13 protein-coding genes are annotated in these 18,510 nt (G+C 67.5%); 3 read left to right on the top strand and 10 right to left on the bottom strand.

Annotated elements, in window-relative coordinates:
- Positions 1–53: 53 nt before the first annotated feature.
- The 3 genes from OIN59_RS15790 to OIN59_RS15780 are packed head-to-tail and all read left to right on the top strand — an operon-like array spanning position 54 to position 2,304.
- Positions 54–344 carry a 2TM domain-containing protein gene (locus OIN59_RS15790; RefSeq protein WP_274111976.1) on the top strand — a complete coding sequence of 97 codons (291 nt, stop codon included), beginning with the start codon at positions 54–56 and terminating at the stop codon, positions 342–344.
- Positions 341–1,429, top strand: a complete 1,089-nt coding sequence (locus OIN59_RS15785; protein ID WP_274111975.1) for a sensor histidine kinase — start codon at positions 341–343, stop codon at positions 1,427–1,429. Before OIN59_RS15790 ends, OIN59_RS15785 begins: the two co-directional genes overlap by 4 nt.
- Positions 1,426–2,304 carry a LytR/AlgR family response regulator transcription factor gene (locus tag OIN59_RS15780; RefSeq protein ID WP_274111973.1) on the top strand — a complete coding sequence of 293 codons (879 nt, stop codon included), beginning with the start codon at positions 1,426–1,428 and terminating at the stop codon, positions 2,302–2,304. Before OIN59_RS15785 ends, OIN59_RS15780 begins: the two co-directional genes overlap by 4 nt.
- A 13-nt stretch (positions 2,305–2,317) precedes the next feature.
- On the opposite strand, the gene OIN59_RS15775 is transcribed toward OIN59_RS15780, so the two are convergent.
- The 10 genes from OIN59_RS15775 to OIN59_RS15730 form a co-directional block, all read right to left on the bottom strand.
- Complete coding sequence (locus OIN59_RS15775) at positions 2,318–3,781, bottom strand: efflux transporter outer membrane subunit (protein ID WP_274111971.1); 1,464 nt, start codon at positions 3,779–3,781, stop codon at positions 2,318–2,320.
- Positions 3,778–6,951 carry an efflux RND transporter permease subunit gene (locus tag OIN59_RS15770; protein WP_274111970.1) on the bottom strand — a complete coding sequence of 1,058 codons (3,174 nt, stop codon included), beginning with the start codon at positions 6,949–6,951 and terminating at the stop codon, positions 3,778–3,780. The genes OIN59_RS15775 and OIN59_RS15770 overlap by 4 nt, the downstream gene beginning before the upstream one ends.
- An 853-nt stretch (positions 6,952–7,804) precedes the next feature.
- Positions 7,805–10,915: an MdtB/MuxB family multidrug efflux RND transporter permease subunit gene (locus OIN59_RS15765; RefSeq protein WP_274111968.1), complete on the bottom strand. Its 3,111-nt coding sequence runs from the start codon at positions 10,913–10,915 to the stop codon at positions 7,805–7,807.
- A gap of 63 nt (positions 10,916–10,978) precedes the next feature.
- Positions 10,979–12,712 (bottom strand): efflux RND transporter periplasmic adaptor subunit, encoded by a 1,734-nt coding sequence (locus OIN59_RS15760; RefSeq protein WP_274111966.1) that lies wholly within the window; start codon positions 12,710–12,712, stop codon positions 10,979–10,981.
- A gap of 148 nt (positions 12,713–12,860) precedes the next feature.
- Complete coding sequence (locus OIN59_RS15755; RefSeq protein ID WP_274111964.1) at positions 12,861–13,490, bottom strand: LysE family translocator; 630 nt, start codon at positions 13,488–13,490, stop codon at positions 12,861–12,863.
- 122 nt (positions 13,491–13,612) lie between these two features.
- Positions 13,613–14,242 carry an ABC transporter ATP-binding protein gene (locus tag OIN59_RS15750; RefSeq protein WP_274111962.1) on the bottom strand — a complete coding sequence of 210 codons (630 nt, stop codon included), beginning with the start codon at positions 14,240–14,242 and terminating at the stop codon, positions 13,613–13,615.
- Positions 14,243–14,272: 30 nt separating this feature from the next.
- Entirely contained in the window at positions 14,273–15,190 is a 918-nt protein-coding gene (locus OIN59_RS15745) for an EamA family transporter (protein WP_274111960.1), read from the bottom strand.
- A complete protein-coding gene (locus OIN59_RS15740) occupies positions 15,187–16,197 on the bottom strand; it encodes an SDR family oxidoreductase (protein ID WP_274111958.1) in 1,011 nt (336 codons plus the stop codon). The genes OIN59_RS15745 and OIN59_RS15740 overlap by 4 nt, the downstream gene beginning before the upstream one ends.
- Complete coding sequence (locus OIN59_RS15735) at positions 16,194–17,129, bottom strand: bile acid:sodium symporter family protein (protein WP_274111956.1); 936 nt, start codon at positions 17,127–17,129, stop codon at positions 16,194–16,196. The genes OIN59_RS15740 and OIN59_RS15735 overlap by 4 nt, the downstream gene beginning before the upstream one ends.
- Before the next feature lie 4 nt (positions 17,130–17,133).
- Positions 17,134–18,504, bottom strand: a complete 1,371-nt coding sequence (locus OIN59_RS15730) for a flavin-containing monooxygenase (RefSeq protein ID WP_274111954.1) — start codon at positions 18,502–18,504, stop codon at positions 17,134–17,136.
- Between the last annotated feature and the right edge of the window lie 6 nt (positions 18,505–18,510).

The following is an 18,510-nucleotide window of genomic DNA, read 5'->3' as shown; positions in this document are numbered from 1 at the left end:
GCCCGCGCGGGCGCATTGCCGCGTCCATTGAGCCGCCTAGAATGCAAAACTCCATGCCCATGACCCCCGAAGACCTCGACCAACTCGCCCGCCGCCGCGCCAACGCCAAGCTGGGCTGGTACCTGCATACGGTGGCCTTCGTGCTGGTCAACGCCCTCATCTTTGCCATGTCGCGCTATGCGTTTGGCACACGCCCGTGGTCGGTGTACCCGCTGCTGGGCTGGGGCCTGGGGCTGGTGCTGCATGGGGTGTCGGTGTTTTTGCTGGGCACCGGCAGCGGCCTGCGCGAGCGCATGGTGCAGCGCGAGCGCGAGGCCCTGCAGCGCCGCCAAGACCGGTCATGATGCTGCGGCGCGGGTTCAACGGGGTCAGCAAGCTGCGGCACTACCTGCAGGTGGTGGCCTTCACACTGGTCGTGGCCACCATCCAGTGCACGTTCATGCCCGACAAGCCTTACGGGCCGCCGATGGTGTATTCGGTGCTGATCGGCACCTTCACCTGGGCCATCATCGACCTGGGGCGCGAGCTGATACCGTCTGCCGCAGAAACCGGCTGGCCCCAAGGGTGGCAAGGCATCGCGCTGGTTATTGCGGGCATCGTCGTCGGCTACCTGGCGGGCACGTCGCTGGCCGATACGCTGTGCGTGCACTACTTTCACTTTTACCCGGCGGGCGCCTCGATCTCCGGCGCAGACCAGCGCACGTCCATCCTCATCACCGCCATTGCCGGGCTGGTGGGCACGTTCTACTTCTACGCGGTCAACAAGTCGGCGTACCTGGAAGGCAAGATGGCCGAGGCGCGCATGCACGCCAGCGAATCGCGCCTGAAGCTGCTGGAGACCCAGTTGGAACCCCACATGCTGTTCAACACCCTGGCCAACCTGCGCGTGCTCATCGGCACCGACCCGGCCCGGGCGCAGCACATGCTGGATCGCATGATTGCCTACCTGCGCGCCACGCTCAGCGCATCGCGCAGCACCCAGCACCCGCTGGCCCTGGAGTTTGAGCGCCTGCGCGACTATCTGGAGCTGATGGCCGTGCGCATGGGCCCACGCATGGCCTACACACTGGACCTGCCCGATGCACTGCGCGACGTGCCCGTGCCACCGCTGCTGCTGCAGCCGCTGGTGGAGAACGCCATCCGCCACGGGCTGGAGCCCCAGGTGGAAGGCGGCCACATCACCGTGCGCGCAACCACCCAGGAGAGCCCCCAAGGCCTGTTGCTGGTCATCGAGGTACAAGACACCGGGGCGGGCCTTCCGGCCACCCTGCCCGTCCCAGGCCCCGGCCAGAGCTTTGGCCTGGCCCAGGTGCGCGAGCGTCTGGCCACGCTGCACGGTGCTGCAGGAGCTCTTGAATTGATAGCTGTTCAGCCAAACGGTACTAGCGCTACCGTCACTTTTCCCTTGAAATCTGCCGCCACACCATGACAGAGCCCGTCTCACGCGCCCTGATTGCCGAAGATGAACCACTGCTGGCCGCCGCCCTGCAGCAGGACCTGGCCCGCGTGTGGCCAGAGCTGCAGGTGGTGGCCGTGGTGGGCGACGGCCGCTCGGCGGTGCGGCAAGCGCTGGCCTTGCGGCCCGACGTGCTGTTCTTCGACATCCGCATGCCAGGCCAGAGTGGCATCGAGGCGGCCGCCGAACTGGCCGACGCATGGCCGGATGACCTGCCCTTTCCGGCCCTGGTGTTTGCCACCGCCTACGACCAGTACGCCGTGCAGGCGTTTGAAGCGCAGGCGGTGGACTACCTGCTCAAACCCATCCAGGCCGACCGGCTGGCGCGCACCGTGGCCAAGGTGCAGGGTCTGCTGGCCCAGCGCGCCTCAGCCGCTGCAGCAACAGGCGCACCACCCGCTGCACCTTCGGCGGCGGCGCTGCCCTCGCCCGAACTCGAGGCCACCATGGCCCAGCTGCGCGCGCTGCTGGGCGCTCCCGGCGTGGGCACTGCACCCGCCGCCGCGCCTGCCACCGCCGCAACGCGGCTGAGCGTGATACAGGCCAGCCACGGCACGCAGATCCACATGGTGCCGGTGGGCGAGGTGGTGTATTTCGAGGCGGCCGACAAGTACGTGCGCGTGCTCACCGCCGAGCGTGAATACCTGATCCGCACTGCGCTCAAGGAGCTGATCGAGCAGCTCGACCCGCAGGAGTTCTGGCAGGTGCACCGCAGCACCCTGGTGCGCGCCACGGCCATCACCACCATCACACGCGACGAGGCGGGCAAGCAGCACCTCAGCCTGCGCGGGCGGTCCGAGCGGCTGCCGGTGAGTCGCCTCTACGCGCACCTGTTCAAGGCGATGTAGCCACGCCTGCAGCTCACGCGGGTGGCAGCACCTCCCAGCGCCCAGCCACATTCTTCAGCAGCGCATTCACTGCCGTCAGGCGGCGGCTTTTCACATCGATCAGGCTGCGCTGCGACGACAGCACGGTGGTCTGGGCCGCCAGCACATTCAGGTAGCCCACGGTGCCCGCACGGTACTGGTTCTCCACCACGTCCAGCGCACGCTGGGCAGCGGCGGTGGCCTCGCGCTGCAGTTGTTCCTCCTGCGCCAGCGCGGCGGCGGCCGTGAGGTTGTCCTCCACCTCCTGCAGCGCGGTCAGCACCGTTTGCCGGTAGGCGGCCGTGACCTGCGCGTGGTTGGCACGGGCCGTCTCGACGGCCGCACTGCGCGCACCGCCGTCAAAAATCGACGCTGCCAGCGCAGGCCCCAGCGACCAGAACAGGTTGGGCGCACTGAACAGGTCGGCCAGCGACGCCCCGCGGTATCCACCCGCTGCCGACAGCGTGAGCGAGGGGAAATACGCTGCGCGCGCCACACCGATCTGCGCGTTGGCAGCGGCCACGCGGCGTTCGGCAGCAGCAATATCGGGGCGGCGCTGCAGCAGGTCGGACGGCAAGGCCTGGGGCACGTCCGCCGGTGCGGGCAGCGTGGCGGTGGGCTCCAGCGCAAAGGCGGCAGGCGCCTGCCCCAGCAGCGCCGCCAGCGCGTGCTCCAGCTGGCTGCGCGTGGTTTGTGCCTCCAACAGTTGCACCTGGGTGGACTTGTACTGCGCCTCGGCCTGCGCCACATCGGCGCTGGAGGCCACACCCGCCGCCTGGCGGTTGCGCGTCAGCTCCCAGCTGCGGTCGTAGGCCTTGAGCGTCTCGCCCAGCAGCGCGGCCTGGGCCTCGGCCGCGCGCAGCGAAAAATAGGTCTGCGCCACTGCGGCCTGCAGCGACAGGCGCGCAGCGGCCAGGTCGTCGGCGCTGGCCTGGGCGCTGGCCTGGGCCACACTCACCCCGAAAGAGATGCGCCCCCACAGGTCCAGCTCCCAGCTGGCGGTGAGGCCCAGCGAATGGCTGGTGCTGATGCGCGCGGTGCTGCTGCCATCGCCCTGATTGCTCAGCTGCGTGCCGCTGCGCGCACGGCTGCTGCTGGCATTGGCCCCCACGGTGGGCAAGGCCGCCGCGCCACTGCTGGTGACAGCCGCCTGGGCCGCCCGCAGGCGGGCGGCGCTTTGCGCCAGGGTGGGGCTGTTGGCCTCGGCCTGTTGCTGCAGGCGGTCCAGCACGGCGTCGCCGTACACGGTCCACCAGGTCTCGGGCAAGGCTGTGGAGGCCTGCGGCTGCGCGGGCTTCCAGATGCCCTGGGCCTGGGCGGCGGCCTGCTCTTTGTAGGCGGCAGGGATATCCATGCCGGGGCGTTCATACGGCGGTGTCTGCGCGCAGCCCGCCAGCCACAGGCCGCTGGCCAGCAACGCAGGCCAGGTGACCTGGCGTGAAAAAGTGAAAGAGGTCATCCGTCGTTTCCTTGCAATACCACCGGGGCCGCAGGCGCGGCGCCCGCCTGCTTGCGGCGCCGCCCCACCGCGTGCAGCACGCGCGCGCGCAGCCGGTCGAGCGCCACATAGACCACCGGCGTGGTGTAGAGCGTGAGCCACTGGCTTACCAGCAGGCCACCCACAATCGCAATGCCCAGCGGCTGGCGCAGCTCGGCACCATCGCCCCGCCCCAGGGCCAGTGGCAGCGCCCCAAAGATGGCGGCCACGGTGGTCATCAAAATGGGGCGTAACCGCAGGTTGCATGCGCGGTAGATGGCCTGCGCGGCCGTGACAGGCGCCCGGCCTGGCTCGCCCTGCTGGCGTTGCCGCGTGAGGGCAAAGTCGATCATCATGATCGCGTTCTTCTTCACGATGCCGATCAGCAGGATCACGCCAATGAGTGCGATGAGCGAGAACTCGGTCTTGAACAGCATGAGCGCCAGCAAAGCGCCCACACCCGCAGACGGCAGCGTGGACAGGATGGTGATGGGGTGCACCAGGCTCTCGTACAACATGCCCAGCACCAGGTAGATGGTGATGATGGCGGCCAGAATCAGCAGCGGCTGGCCCGCCAGTGCGTCCTGGAACGCCCCCGCCGTGCCGCTGAACGAACCGCGCACCGACACCGGCACGCCCAGCTCGGCCACCGCGTTGTTCACCGCCTCGGTGGCCTGCGACAGCGACACCCCCGGCGCCAGGCTGAAGCTGATGCTGCTGGCGGGCGTGCCCCGGTCGTGATTGACCGACAGCGGCGTGTTGGTGGTGGTGATGCGCGCAAACGCCGTGAGCGGAATCTGCTGCCCCTGGCTGTTGACGAAGAAGAAGCCCCGCAGCGTCTCGGGGTTCTGCAGGTAGCGCGGCGCAGCCTCCATGACCACGCGGTACTGGTTGAGCGGGTTGTAGATCACGCCCACCTGGCGCTGGCCGAAGGCGTTGTTGAGTGTGGCGTCGATCTGTGCCATGGTCAGACCCAGGCGCGCCACGGCGTCGCGGTCGATGACCAGCGAGGTCTGCAGGCCAAAGTCCTGCACGTCGCTGTTCACGTCTTCCAGCTCGGGCAGTTGGCTCAGCACCTGGCGGATGCGTGGCTCCCAGGTGCGCAGGTCACCAATGTCGTCGGCCTGCAGGGTGTAGTCGAACGATGCACCGCTCTGCCGCCCGCCGATGCGGATGTCGCGCTGCGGCACCATGAACAGGCGCGCGCCCGGCTCGTTCTTGAGTTGCTCGCGCAGCCGCGTTATCACGGCCTCCGAACTCTCCTGCCCGGGCCCGCGCTTGAGGGTCATGAACATCTGCGCCGCATTGCGCTGCCAGCCACCGGTGAAGCCGGTCACATGCTCCACGGCCGGGTCGGCCTGCACGATGGACAGGAAACGCTGCAGGCGCTGCTCCATGGCTTGGTAGGACGTGGCCTGGTCGGCCCGGATGAAGCCAGATATGCGCCCGGTGTCCTGCTCGGGCATAAAGCCCTTGTCGATGGCGGTGTAGAGGGTCACGTTGAGCCCCACCACACACACCAGCGCCAGCAAGGCCACGGGCTGGTGGCGCAAGCACCAGGCCAGGCTGCGGCGGTACAGGCGCATGCCACGCACCTGCATACGATCCACCCAGCGACCGATCCGACGGCTGAAGGCCACAGCCCAGCCCCTGCGCCGCGCCGTTGCCGGACTGTGGGGCTTGAGCAGCGCGGCGCACATCATGGGCGTAGTGGTGAGCGACACCACCATCGACACCAGGATGGCCGAGGACATGACGATGGCGAACTCGCGGAAAAACCGCCCCACGATGCCGCCCATGAACAAGATGGGAACAAACACCGCAATCAGCGAAATGCTCATCGACACCACGGTGAAGCCGATCTCGCGCGCGCCGTCGAGCGACGCCCTCAGCGCGGTCTTGCCCCGCTCCATGTGGCGCATGATGTTCTCCAGCACCACGATGGCATCGTCCACCACAAAGCCCGTGGCCACCGTGAGCGCCATCAGCGAGAGGTTGTCGAGCGTGTAGCCCGCCAGGTACATCACGCCAAACGTGCCTGCCAGCGACACCGGCACCGCCACGCTGGGGATGAGCGTGGCACGCCCGTTGCGCAAGAACAAGAACACCACCAGCACCACCAGCGCCACAGCGATCAGCAGCGCGCGCTCCACCTCCTTGACCGAGGCGCGCAGCGTGGGCGTGCGGTCGGACACCACCTCGATGTCGATGGCCGCCGGGATGGAGGCCTGCAGCGCGGGCAGCAGCGAGCGCACGCGCTCCACGGCTTCGAGGATGTTGGCGCCGGGCTGCTTGTACACCTGCAGCAGCACCGCCGGCTTGCCATTGGCCACCCCAAAGTTGCGGACATCCTGTACGGAGTCCACCACCTCGGCCACATCCTGCAGGCGCACGGCCTGCCCGTTCTTCCAGCGCAGCACCAGGGGCGCGTAGTCGGCCGCCACGCGGGCCTGGTCGTTGGTGGCCACCTGCCAGTAGTGGTCCTCCCGCTCCACAGCGCCCAGCGGGCGGTTGGCATTGGTGCTGACAATGGCACTGCGCACCTGTTCCAGCGAGATGCCGTTGGACGCGAGCCGCACCGGGTCCAGCTCCACGCGCACGGCGGGCAAGGCGCCACCACTCACCGTGGCCTGGCCCACGCCCTCGACCTGCGAAAGCTTTTGCGCCAGCACGGTGGAGGCCGCGTCGTACATCTGCCCGCGTGTGAGCAGGTCCGACGTGAGCGCCAGGATCATGATGGGCGAATCGGCCGGGTTGACCTTGCGGTAGGTCGGGTTGCTGGGCATGCCCGTGGGCAGCAGCGTGCGCGCGGCGTTGATGGCGGCCTGCACATCGCGCGCGGCGCTGTCCACGTTGCGGTCCAGGTCGAACTGCAGCGTGATGGAGGTGCTGCCCAGGATGGAGCGCGAGGTGATCTCGGTGACGCCGGCGATGGCACCCAGCGAGCGCTCCAGCGGCGTGGCGACGGTGGCGGCCATGGTGTCGGGGCTGGCACCGGGCAGGCCGGCGCTGACCGAGATGGTGGGGTAGTCCACCTGCGGCAGCGGGGCCACGGGCAGCAGGAAGAACGACACCGCACCCGCCAGGGCCAGGCCCAGGGTGAGGAGCATGGTGCCGATGGGGCGGTGGATAAAGGGGGTGGAGAGGCTCATGGGTGGGCTCTCCGGGTGGTTTTTGGATGTTTTTGGCTGGATGCGCTAGTGGGATATTCGCTGGTAGCTATTGATTTTGTAGCATTTAGCTGCGTGCGCTGATTTGGCCGCATGCTTGGGTTGAGGGCGGAGGCCGGGAGTCGCCCGGCATGCGAGTTCCTTTCTTTCGCGTCGCCGAAAGAAAGGAACCAAAGAAAGGGCGACCCCACTGTCTGCGTCCCCTGCGCTTCGCGCCGGGGCAACCTGCGGTGCTCGGGTTTGGCGGGGTCTCGCTCGAACTCGCTTCGTTTCACTGCGCTCAAACAATCGCGAGCCCTGATCCGCCAAATCCTGCGCTCCTCGGCGCATCCAGAGGGGCAGAGGGAAGCAAACATCCACACGGGCCTTTGCTGCGCTCGGCCCCCTCTCGCGGGCGCAAGCGCCACGCGCTGCGCAGGCGCGGCCGAGCGAAGCAATGGCCCGTATGGTTGTTCGGCTGTTCGGCTGTCCACCCCTGCTGGCTGCGCCTGCGCCGGGGCGGATGCGGGGTGGCACGCGCGTCGGAGCGCGCGTGCTTCGTAATCTGACTCGCCGCAGTTGTCTGAACGAAGCTGCAACGCAGCGCAGTGAGTTCTGCGGCGCACCCCGCAACCGCCCCGACGCAGGTTGCCCCGTAGCGCAGCGAAGGGGTCGCAGACTGGGGGTCGCCTTTTCTTTGGTGACTTTCTTTTGGCGAAGCAAAGAAAAGTACCTCGCGCGCCGGGCGACTCCCGGCCTCCGCCCTGAACACAGGCACGCCTTTCAAACCAATACGCCCCAACTTCGACCAGCGCAGCCCGAACGCCAAATGACAAAGCGAAATCCAGGGATGCCATCACGCCCCCTCACCCCGCCGCCCACGCCACCGCTGCGCCCACCCCTCAAACGTGAGGTAAATCACCGGCGTCGTGAACAGCGTCAGCAACTGGCTCAGGATCAGCCCGCCCACCATCGTCACCCCCAGCGGATGCCGCAGCTCACTGCCCACCCCCGTCCCTAACATCATCGGCAACGCCCCCAGCAAAGCCGCCAGCGTCGTCATCAAGATGGGCCGGAACCGCAGCAGACACGCCTGAGAAATCGCATCGCGCGCACTCAAGCCCTGGTCCCGCTGCGCCTCCAGCGCAAAGTCGATCATCATGATCGCGTTCTTCTTCACGATGCCGATCAGCAGCACGATACCGATGATGGCAATGATGTCCAGGTCCAGCCGCGCCGCCATCAATGCCAGCAACGCCCCCACACCTGCAGAGGGCAGCGTCGACAGAATCGTGACCGGGTGCACCGTGCTCTCGTACAGCACGCCCAGCACGATGTACATGGTGACCACCGCCGCCAGGATCAGCAGCAGCGTGTTCGACAACGACGCCTGGAACGCCAGCGCCGCGCCTTGAAAACTCGTCTCCACCGACAGCGGCAACTGCCCCTCGGCCTGCACGGCGGCCTTCTCGCGCTCGATGGCCGCCACGGCGTTGCCCAGGGACATGCCCGGCGCGGTGTTGAACGAAATGGTGGCGGCGGGCAACTGGCCCACGTGGTTGACCACCAGCGGCATGTTGCGCTCCTCGATGCGCGCCACCGATGACAGTGGCACCGGTGCACCGGCGCTCGACGGCACATAGATGCTTTGCAACGCCTCGGGCCCCACCTTGAACTGTGGCGCCACCTCCAGCACCACACGGTACTGGTTGGACTGCGTGAAGATGGTCGAGATCAGCCGCTGGCCAAAGGCGTTGTACAGCGCCGCGTCAATGCCCGCTACCGTCACACCCAGCCGGCTGGCCTGGGCGCGGTCGATCTGCACATAGGCCTGGCGGCCCTGGTCCTGCAGGTCGCTGGCCACATCGGTCAGCTCGGGCAAGGCGCGCAGGCGGCGCAGTAGCTCGGTGGTGCTGGTGGTGAGCTGCTGCATGTCGGGCGACGACAGCAGCCACTGATACTGCGTGCGCGCCACCCGGTCTTCAATCGTCAGGTCCTGCACGGGCTGGATGAACAGGCGGATGCCCGGCAGGTCCTGCACGCGCTCGGCCAGGCGCTGCTGCACCACACCGGCCTTGTCGCGCTGTGCATGCGGCTGCAGGTCGACCAACAGGCGGCCGGTGTTGAGCGTGGTGTTGGCACCATCGACGCCGATGAACGACGAGACGCTGCGCACAGCGGGGTCTTGCAGCAGCCGTTCGGCCACGGCCTGCTGGCGCTCGGCCATGCCGGCAAACGAGATCGACTGGTCGGCCTCGGTGGTGGCCTGCAGCGTACCGGTGTCCTGCACCGGAAAGAAGCCCTTGGGGATGAACAGGTACAGCACCACGGTGAGCGCCAGGGTGGCAGCAAACACCAGCCAGGTGGTGCCCCGGTGGTTCAGCACCCAGCCCAGCATGCGGCCATAGCCTGCGATGGTGCGATCAAAAAAATGGCCCGTGGCGCGGTACAGGCGGCCGTGGCTCTCCTCGGGCGTGTGGCGCAGCAGGCGCGCGCACAGCATGGGCGTGAGCGTGAGCGACACCACGGCCGAGATCAGGATGGACACGGCCAGCGTGATCGCGAACTCGTGGAACAGCCGACCCACCACATCGCCCATGAACAGCAGCGGTATCAGCACCGCGATCAGCGAGATGGTGAGCGAGATAATGGTGAAGCCGATCTGCTGCGAGCCCTTGAGCGCGGCCGCGAGCGGCGCCTCGCCCTCTTCCACATAGCGCGCGATGTTCTCGATCATCACGATGGCATCGTCTACCACAAAGCCGGTGGAGATGGTCAACGCCATCAGCGTGAGGTTGTTGATGGAGAACCCCGCGAGGTACATCACCCCGCAGGTGCCGATGAGCGACAGCGGCACGGCCACGCTCGGGATCAGCGTGGCCGAGGGGCTGCGCAGGAAGACAAAAATCACCGCCACCACCAGCAGCACGGCCAGGCCCAGCTCCACCTGCATGTCGCGCACCGAGGCGCGCACCGTCACCGTGCGGTCGGTCAGCACCTGCACATCCAGCGACGCGGGCAAAGTGCTTTGCAGCTGCGGCAGCAGGGCCTTGATGCGGTCCACGGTGTCGATCACGTTGGCGCCGGGCTGGCGGCGGATGTTGAGGATCACGCCGGGCTTGGCCCCCGTATCTGCCGTGCCCGCCCAGGCGGCGAGGCGCGTGTTCTCGGCATCGTCCACCGTGTCGGCTACGTCCTTCAGGCGCACAGGGGCGCCATTCTTGAAGGCGATGATGAGGTCGCGGTATTCGGCAGCCGACTGCAACTGGTCGTTGGCATCGATGGTGGAGGCACGGGCCGGGCCGTCAAAGCCGCCCTTCGCCTGCTTGACGTTGGCTGCTGCGATGGAGGTGCGCACGTCCTCCAGCGTGAGGCCCAGCTGCGCCAGCGCCGTGGGGTTGGCCTGGATGCGCACGGCCGGGCGGCGCCCGCCTGCAATCGCCACCAGGCCCACGCCCTGCACCTGCGAGAGCTTGGGTGCCAGGCGGTTTTCCACCAAGTCGTTCACGCGGATCACGGGCAGCGAGGGCGAAGTGATGGCCAGCGTGAGGATGGGCGCATCGGCCGGGTTGACCTTGCTGTACAGCGGCGGCATGGGCAGGTCGCTGGGCAGCAGGTTGCTGCCCGCGTTGATGGCCGCCTGCACCTGCTGCTCGGCCACGTCCAGCGCCATGTCGAGCGCAAAACGCAGCGTGATCACCGAAGCCCCGCCCGAGCTGGTGGACGACATTTGCGACAGGCCCGGCATCTGGCCGAACTGCCGCTCCAGCGGGGCCGTGACGTTGGAGGTCATCACGTCCGGGCTGGCGCCTGGGTACAGCGTGGTGACCTGGATGGTGGGGTAGTCCACCTCGGGCAGGGCCGAGCTGGGCAGCAGCCGGTAGGCCATTAACCCCGCGATCAGGATCGCCACCATCAGCAGCGCGGTGGCGATGGGGCGCAGGATGAAAAGGCGCGACAGGTTCATGGCGACGGGTGCGCTGGCAAAACGACGAATGCGCGGGACATGCGAAACAAGAGGCCGCTGCGCTCAGCGCGCCGGGCTGGGCGCGCCACCCTGAGACGGCGCTTGCAGTTGCAGCCGTTCGCGGATGTAGGCACGGCGCTCCTCCTGCGGCAGGGCCATCACGCGGGCGCGCTCATCGGCGGGCATCTGGTCCAGCAGTGCCTTCACCTGGGGTGGAATACCGCGCGGGGGTTCAGAGGCGCGGTCGGCAGGCGGTGCAGCGGCGCGGGCTGGGGCCTCACTGCGCTGCCGCTGCGGCACCGCAGAAGCCTGTGGAGCGGAAGACGGGACAGCGACAGGGGCACCGACCCCCGACGCTGAAGAGGCTGCAGCAGACGCCGTCAATGCCGGAACAGTTGCACCGCTCGCTCCCATCTGCGCTCGTCGCTCGCGCAGGAAGGCGCGGCGCTCTTCGGGGCTCATCTTCTGCAGCTTTTCACGCACCTCTGGCGGCAGCGATGCGATGAAGGCGCGGCGCTGCGCGGCCTGGTCCTGGGCCGCCTGGTCGGCGCGGGTGACGGCGCCGGCATCGATGACGGCGACCTTGGCGCCCTCGCGCAGGCGGTCGATGCCGTCCGTGACCACCTGCTCGCCCTCGCGCAGCTCGCCTTCGATGCTCACGCGGTCGCCATCGGTCACGCCCACCCGGATGCGGCGCTGGGTGACAGTGCTGTCTTCCTGCACCAGGTAGACATAGTTGTTCTGCACGGCCGTGGCCGGTACGGTCAGCACGCCCTGGAGCAGGTTGACCTGCAGGCGCACGTTGACGAACTGGTTGGGGTACAGCGCGCCGTCTTCATTGGCAAAAGCGGCTTTGACCTTGATGGTGCCGGTGGTGCTGTCGATGGCGTTGTCCAGCGCCACCACGCGGCCCTTGGCCAGCTGGCGGCGCGCGTCGCGGTCCCACAGCTCCACGCTCAGTTCTTCGCCTGCGGCCATGCGGCGGCGCATCTGGGGCAGGTGGGCTTCTGGCACGGAGAACGCTGCGTCGATGGGGCGCACCTGGTTGATGGTGACGATGCCGTTCGCATCGCTCGGCCCCACCACATTGCCCTTGTCGGCCTGGCGCAGGCCCAGTCGGCCGGCAAATGGTGCGGTGACCTGGGTGTAGCTCAGTTGCAGGCGCGCCGCGTCCACCTGCGCCTGGTCCGAGGCCACGGTGCCTTCTAGCTGCCGCACCAGTGCGGCCTGCGTGTCCACCTGCTGGCTGGCGATCGAGTCGCGCGCCAGCAGGTCCTGGTAACGCTTGAGGTCAAGCTGCGCATTCTTGAGCAGCGCCTGGTCGCGCTGCAGCGTTCCCTGTGCCTGCGACAGCGCCGCCTGGTAGCTGCGCGCATCGATCTCGGCCAGCACCTGGCCTGCACGCACCTCGTCGCCTTCCTTGAAGCGCACCGACGTCAACTCGCCGCCGACCTTGGCCCGCACCACGGCGGTGGCACGGGCGCTCATGGTGCCGATGGCGCTCACCACCACCCGCACATCGCCCCGCTGCACGGTGCCTACCGACACGGGCTGTACGTTGCCGCCGCCAAAGCGCCCGGGCCCACCGCCCGGCTTGCGCGTCGCGCTGGGCCCCGTGGCGGCACCGCCAGCGGTGGCAGCGGCCGCTGCATCCTGGCGCTGCTTCCACCACCAGGCACCACCTCCCACCGCAGCCAGCGCCACGGAGGCCAGTAACAACGCGGAGATCCAGCGCAGCTTGCCGGACTGCAATCTTGCAGGCCTCTGTGGACGGATAAACGAACGGTTCAGGGGCATGGTGGAGCGCAACGAGGAATGAGCGAAGGGGTATGGTAGCCAGCGCACCCCCCGGGGCTGCCGCCCCGCAGGCCCCCTTTACCGGGGATTTACGCGCGCTTTGGGCGGGGTTTACCGATGTATCTGCAGCCCCGCCAGGGAGCGGCAATCAGCGGTTGGTGGCCAGCAGAAGGCCGCCAGCACCCATGAAAAAACCGCCGGTGGCCTTGTTCAGGCGCGCCACACCGCGCGACGTGCGGATGAAGCGGCGGATCTGGCGGCCAAAGCTGGCGTACACCGCGGTCGAGACGAATTCGCTGCCCAGGTAGATGGAGCCCAGCACCAGAAACTGGCGCGCTGCGGGCTGCGCGGGGTCGATGAACTGCGGAAAGATCGCCGCGAACAGGATGATCGCCTTGGGGTTGGTGATGCCCAGCAAAAACTCTTGCGCGATAAGTGCGCGCAGACGCACGGGCGCCGCCACACCACCCGCCGGGGCATCGTCGAGTGCCAGGCCGTTGAATTCACGGCTGCGCCAGGCCCGCCAGCCCAGCCAGAACAGGTAGGCGGCGCCCACCCATTTCACCGCAGTGAACGCCGCCTCGGACGCCAGCAGCATCGCCCCCAGCCCCACCGCCGACACCGTGAGAAAAATGGCAAACGCCGCCGCCCGGCCCACCGTGGCGATCATCGCGGCGCCCACGCCCGCCCGGATGCCGTTGTTGAGGCCGCAGAAGTTGTTGGGCCCAGGGGTGAGCGAGATGGCGATGGCAACCGGAACAAATAGCAGCGCATCCATGGGGCGGTCCTTGCAATAAGAAGCGTGTGAGAGGGGGGGGAACGTCAGACGTGGCAGTCTACGGCAGACCCTCACCCCAAACCGACCACAGCGCACAAGCCCCTAAGGCCCCGTCTAGCACCTCACAACCGCACCAGGTCCACCACCGAGCCCCACGGCACATCCGCCAGGGCTTCGTAATGCGCCACCACGATCAGGCGGTCCGGCCTCGTGGCCTGTGATGCCAAGGCCTGCGCCAGGTAGCGAATGGAGGGTTTGTCGAGCCCACCCACAGGCTCGTCGATCAGAGTCAGGGGAGCATTCGAGGCCAGGGCCCCGGCCATGAGCACCTTGCGCTTGCTGCCGGTGGACAGCGCATAGAACGGCTTGTCCAGGTGCTCGTGCAGCGTGAATCCCTCGATGTGGGCCATCACAGCCGCCGCATCCCACCGAGGGTAACGGGCGGGCAAACTGTCGAGCCAACCCCGCGCCGTGAGCGGGTCCAGTTCACCGGATCGCGGGTCGGCCCAGAAGACCTGATGTGCCGAGGCCTTGGAGGCCTGGTTCAGGTCCGCCCCTTGCAGCGTGATGCTGCCAGCCTGCGCCGTCAGCTCACCAGCCAGCAGACGCAGCAATGTGGTCTTGCCGGTACTTTCATCACCCCGCACCAGAGCCAGACCCGAGGGCCAGGCCAGCGACAGGTTGTCCAGCACAGCACACTCCGGGTACGAAAACCGCAACCCCTTCACCCACAAAAACACGCTCTCAGTCACCCTGCCTCCTCGATAAGGAAAGCGAACATTCTAGGAAGCTGCGGCGCGCCGGGCCCACCACCAGCCCCCCGCCTGGTTGACCACCAGCCCACAGAGCACGGCCGCTGCGCCCAGCCACTGCAGAGGCGCCGGTGTTTCGCCCAGAAAGGCATAGGCCGCCCACAACCCCACCACCGGCACCAGCAGCGAAAACGGCGTGACCCGCCCCGCAGCATGGCGCTGCAGCAGCTGCGTCCACAGCGTGTAGGCCAGCAGCGTGGCCAGCAAGGCCAGATAGGCCACGGCCAGCAACCCGGTGCCACTCAGGGACTGCAGCTGCGCCCACACTGCCGTGGTCCCGTCGATCCACAGCGCAAGCGCGAAGAACGGCCCGATGGGCACCACACTGCTCCACACAATGAACGGAAACGGTGCATACGCCCCGGTCTGCGCGGCGCGGCGCGCCACCAGGTTGGACACCGCCCACATGAACGCCGCCCCCAAGGTGAGCACAAACCCCGCCAGCGTCATCTGGCCGGGCCCTTCGCCATGCGCCAGGCCGATGGTCATCAAGCCTCCGAACGCCAGCAACAAGCCCCCCCACTGCCAGGGCTTGGCACGCTCCCCCAGCAATGGCGCGGCCAGGAGCAAAGTGAAGAATGCCTGGGTCTGCATCACCACCGAAGCCATGCCTGCGGTCATGCCCAGCTGCAGCCCCAGGAACAGAAAGCCAAACTGCCCCAGCCCCTGCGCCAGCCCGTAGCCCACCACGTAACGCCAGGACAAGGCCGGGCGTGGTACGAACAACAAGAAGGGCAGCGATGCCGCCGTAAAGCGCAGCGCGCCCAGCAGCATGGGACTCAAGCCCTGCAGGCCGAGCTTCATCACCACAAAGTTCAACCCCCAGATGACCACTACCGCCAAGGCGCGCAACAGGTCGCCACGGCTCAACGCCGCTGGCGCACTCATGCGGCCGCCACCGGCGAGCCCACTGCCACCGGGCGGCCCTGCAGCGCCCGTGCAGCAACGAAGGACTCGAACGCCTGGGCGCTGGTCTTGCCAGGCACATAGCCCAGCACGTCCTTGAGCGCGGTGTTCAGCAGCACGGGACGGTAGCGCAGAAAGTCGAGCTGCTCGGGGCCATAGCGGCTGACACCCAGCGCGGAGCCCACGGCCAAAGCCGCGCGCAGCAGTCCGGCGGGCAGCTCCAGCACGGGTTTGCCCAAGCGTTGGGCGATCTCGCGCAGCGGCAGGGCACCGTCGCCTGCCAGGTTGAAGCAACCGGCACACTGCGTGCGCAGCGCATGCAGGATGGCGCCGGTCACGTCTTCGTCCCAGATGAAAACGAACGGGCTCTCGCTGCCCCGAATGGCCAGTAGGCGCGGCTTTTCAAACAAGGCGGTGATCTGGTTGTCCACCCGCTCGCCCAGGATGGTGCCGATGCGCAGCACCGTCTGCGCCAGCGCCGAGTGCTGAGTGCGGTATTGCGCCAGCATCTCCTCCACCAGCCGCTTGTGGTGTGAATAGGCAAACACCTCGTTGCCCCGCAGCGCGTCCGTCTCGCGCAGCCACGCGGGGTTGTCTGCGTGGTAGCCATATGCCGCACCGCTGGAGCTGACGACAAGCTGCTTCACACCGGCGGCAACGCAGGCGTCCAGCACGTTCTGGCTGCCCAGCACATCCACCGAATATTCAAACTCACGGCTGGAGCCCTTGCCTGGGGTGACGATGGACGCCAGGTGCACCACGCTGTCGATGGCGTTCTGGGCCAGCGTCTGCGCCAGCGCGGGGTCGCGCACGTCTTGTACCAGGTAGGTCACACCGGGCAGGCGGCGTTCGGCGGGCACCTCGCGCACATCGGCCGCCACGATGCCCCCGGCACCTTGATGCACCAGCGCGGCCACCACGCTGCGGCCCAGAAAGCCGTCTGCGCCGGTGACCAGGATGCGGCGGGTTTCCCATACTGCGCCGGTCACGTGCGTTGCTCCTTGGGGGTATCGACCAGCGGCGCCTCTGCGGGCCTGCGCCCCCACCAGCCCGCCAGCGCCAGGCCCGCGACGATGTCCCAGAAGCCCCACACGCCTGCCACCACCGCCATGCCACCCAGCCCGCCAAAGAAGCTGAAGATCAGCACCAAGCCCAGCCCCGCATTGCGGATGCCCACCTCGATGCTCACGGCACGCCGGTCGTAGTCGGGCAGGCCACTGAGCCGAGCGCAGGCATAGCCGGTGCCAAAGGCCAGCGCATCATGCAACGCCACGGCCAGCAGCACCAAGCCCACGTAGTCGAGGAAGTAGCGCCAGTTGCCCGCCACCGCACCCACGATGAAGCCGATGAGGCACAGAAAGCTCAGGATGCGCACGGGCTTGTTCACGCGCTGCGTGAAGCGCGGCAGCTTTTCGGCACACAGGATGCCCAGCACAAAAGGCAGTCCGATGATGACCACGATGTGCCCCGCCATCTCCAGCGGGTCGAGCGCAATGCTGCGCAGCAGCGGCGCCGCCGTGGGATGCATGCCGCCCCAGAACGCGAAGTTGAGCGGCATGAGCACGATGGCCAGCGCGTTGGAAATAGCCGTCATCGACACCGACAGCGCCACATTGCCGCCCGCGCGGTGCGTGAGGATGTTGCTCACATTGCCGGGCGGACAGCAGGCCACCAGGATCATGCCCAGCGCAATGCTGGGGCCGGGCTTGAGCAGCAGCGTGAGCGCGAAGGTCACCGCAGGCAGCACGATGAACTGCGCGGCAATGCCCACCGCCATAGCGCCGGGCATGCGCAGCACGCGCTTGAAGTCCGCCACGCGCGTATCGAGCGCAATACCGAACATAAGGAAGCCCAGCACCACGTTAAGCACCACCAGCGACGCGGGGTTGAAGTTGAGGCGTATTTCGTCCACAGGCAGCATGGCGTCAATCCTTTCCGGCGAGGGCTGCGGCCGCTGCGCGCACCGCATTGCGGTAGGTGTCCTTGTGCACGTAGTACGCCATGCGTTCGAGCTTCAGGTACTTGAAACCGCCCGAAAGATCAGGCGGCGGCCCCGCCTTGGCCTGGCGCAGGGCCTCGGCACGCGGCGAACCCTCGGCCTGCGCCTTGAAGAAGCGCGCCACCAGCTCGGCCTGCTCATAGCGCCCCTGCCAGCCGATGCCACTGGCCTCGATCATGCCCATCACGGCCAAGTTGTCGAACCGGGGCGACAGGATGTTGAGGTACAGCTGCGGCGCCATGCCCTGCCAGTTGAGCAGGCTGTGGTCGATGAAGGGGTAATGCAGCTTGTAGCCGGTGGCGCAGAGCACCAGGTCGTAGTCTTGGGCGCTGCCGTCCTTGAAGTGCACGGTGTGACCCTCGAAACGTGCAATGTCGGGCTTGACGTGGATATCGCCATGGCCCAGGTGGTGCAGCACCAGCGAGTTGACCACCGGGTGCGACTCGTACATCTTGTAGTCGGGCTTGGGCAGACCAAAGCGCGTGGGGTCGCCCGTGAACCATTGCAGCACCACGCGGTCGACCTTCTGCTTGAGCCAGGGCGGCATCTTGAATTTTCCCCCCAGCGTGTCGGCAGGCTTGCCGAACACGTACTTGGGCACGAAGTAGTAGCCGCGCCGCACGGAGATATCCACGCTGCGCGCGTAGTGCACCGCATCCACCGCAATGTCGCAACCCGAGTTGCCCGCGCCCACCACCAGCACACGTTTGCCCTTGAACAGCTCGGCACTTTTGTAGGCGCTGGTGTGCAGTAGCGCGCCGTCGAAGTGGCCCTCGAAGCGGGGCATGTTGGGCTCGGCCAGCGTGCCGTTGGCAATCACCACACCCTTGAACTCTGCGGTCTGCTCAGGGCCGCCGTTCTGCGTCCAGGTCACTCGCCACAGCGGCGCAGCGCCCTCCCCCACAGGCTCGACCTTCAGCACACGCGTGCCAAAGCAGAAGTGCTGGCACAGGCCGAAGTGGTCCGCAAAGTCGAAGAAATACTGGCGCATGTCCCGATGGCTCGGGTAGTCGGCCACCTCGGGGCGCATGGGGAACTCGGTGAACTCCGTGGTGTGCTTGCTGGAAATCAGGTGCGCCGATTCATAGACCGTACTGCGCGGGTTGTCGATGTTCCACAGCCCGCCCACATCGGTATGCGCTTCAAAGCCCTGGAAGGGTACGCCCAGCTTCTGCAGGTTGCGCGCGGCGGCCAGGCCGCTGGGGCCTGCACCGATGAGGGCGATGCGGCTGCGCGTGTCCTGTGCTGCCAAAGGCGTGGCGGGGTTTGTCTCCGGTGTCATTGTTGTTGTCGTCATTCGCGG

Origin of the sequence: Acidovorax benzenivorans, assembly GCF_028680575.1 — a bacterium.
Lineage (GTDB): Bacteria > Pseudomonadota > Gammaproteobacteria > Burkholderiales > Burkholderiaceae_C > Acidovorax > Acidovorax benzenivorans.
The sequence above is the reverse complement of the archived record's forward strand: the minus strand, read 5'-3'. Positions and strand labels throughout refer to the sequence as shown.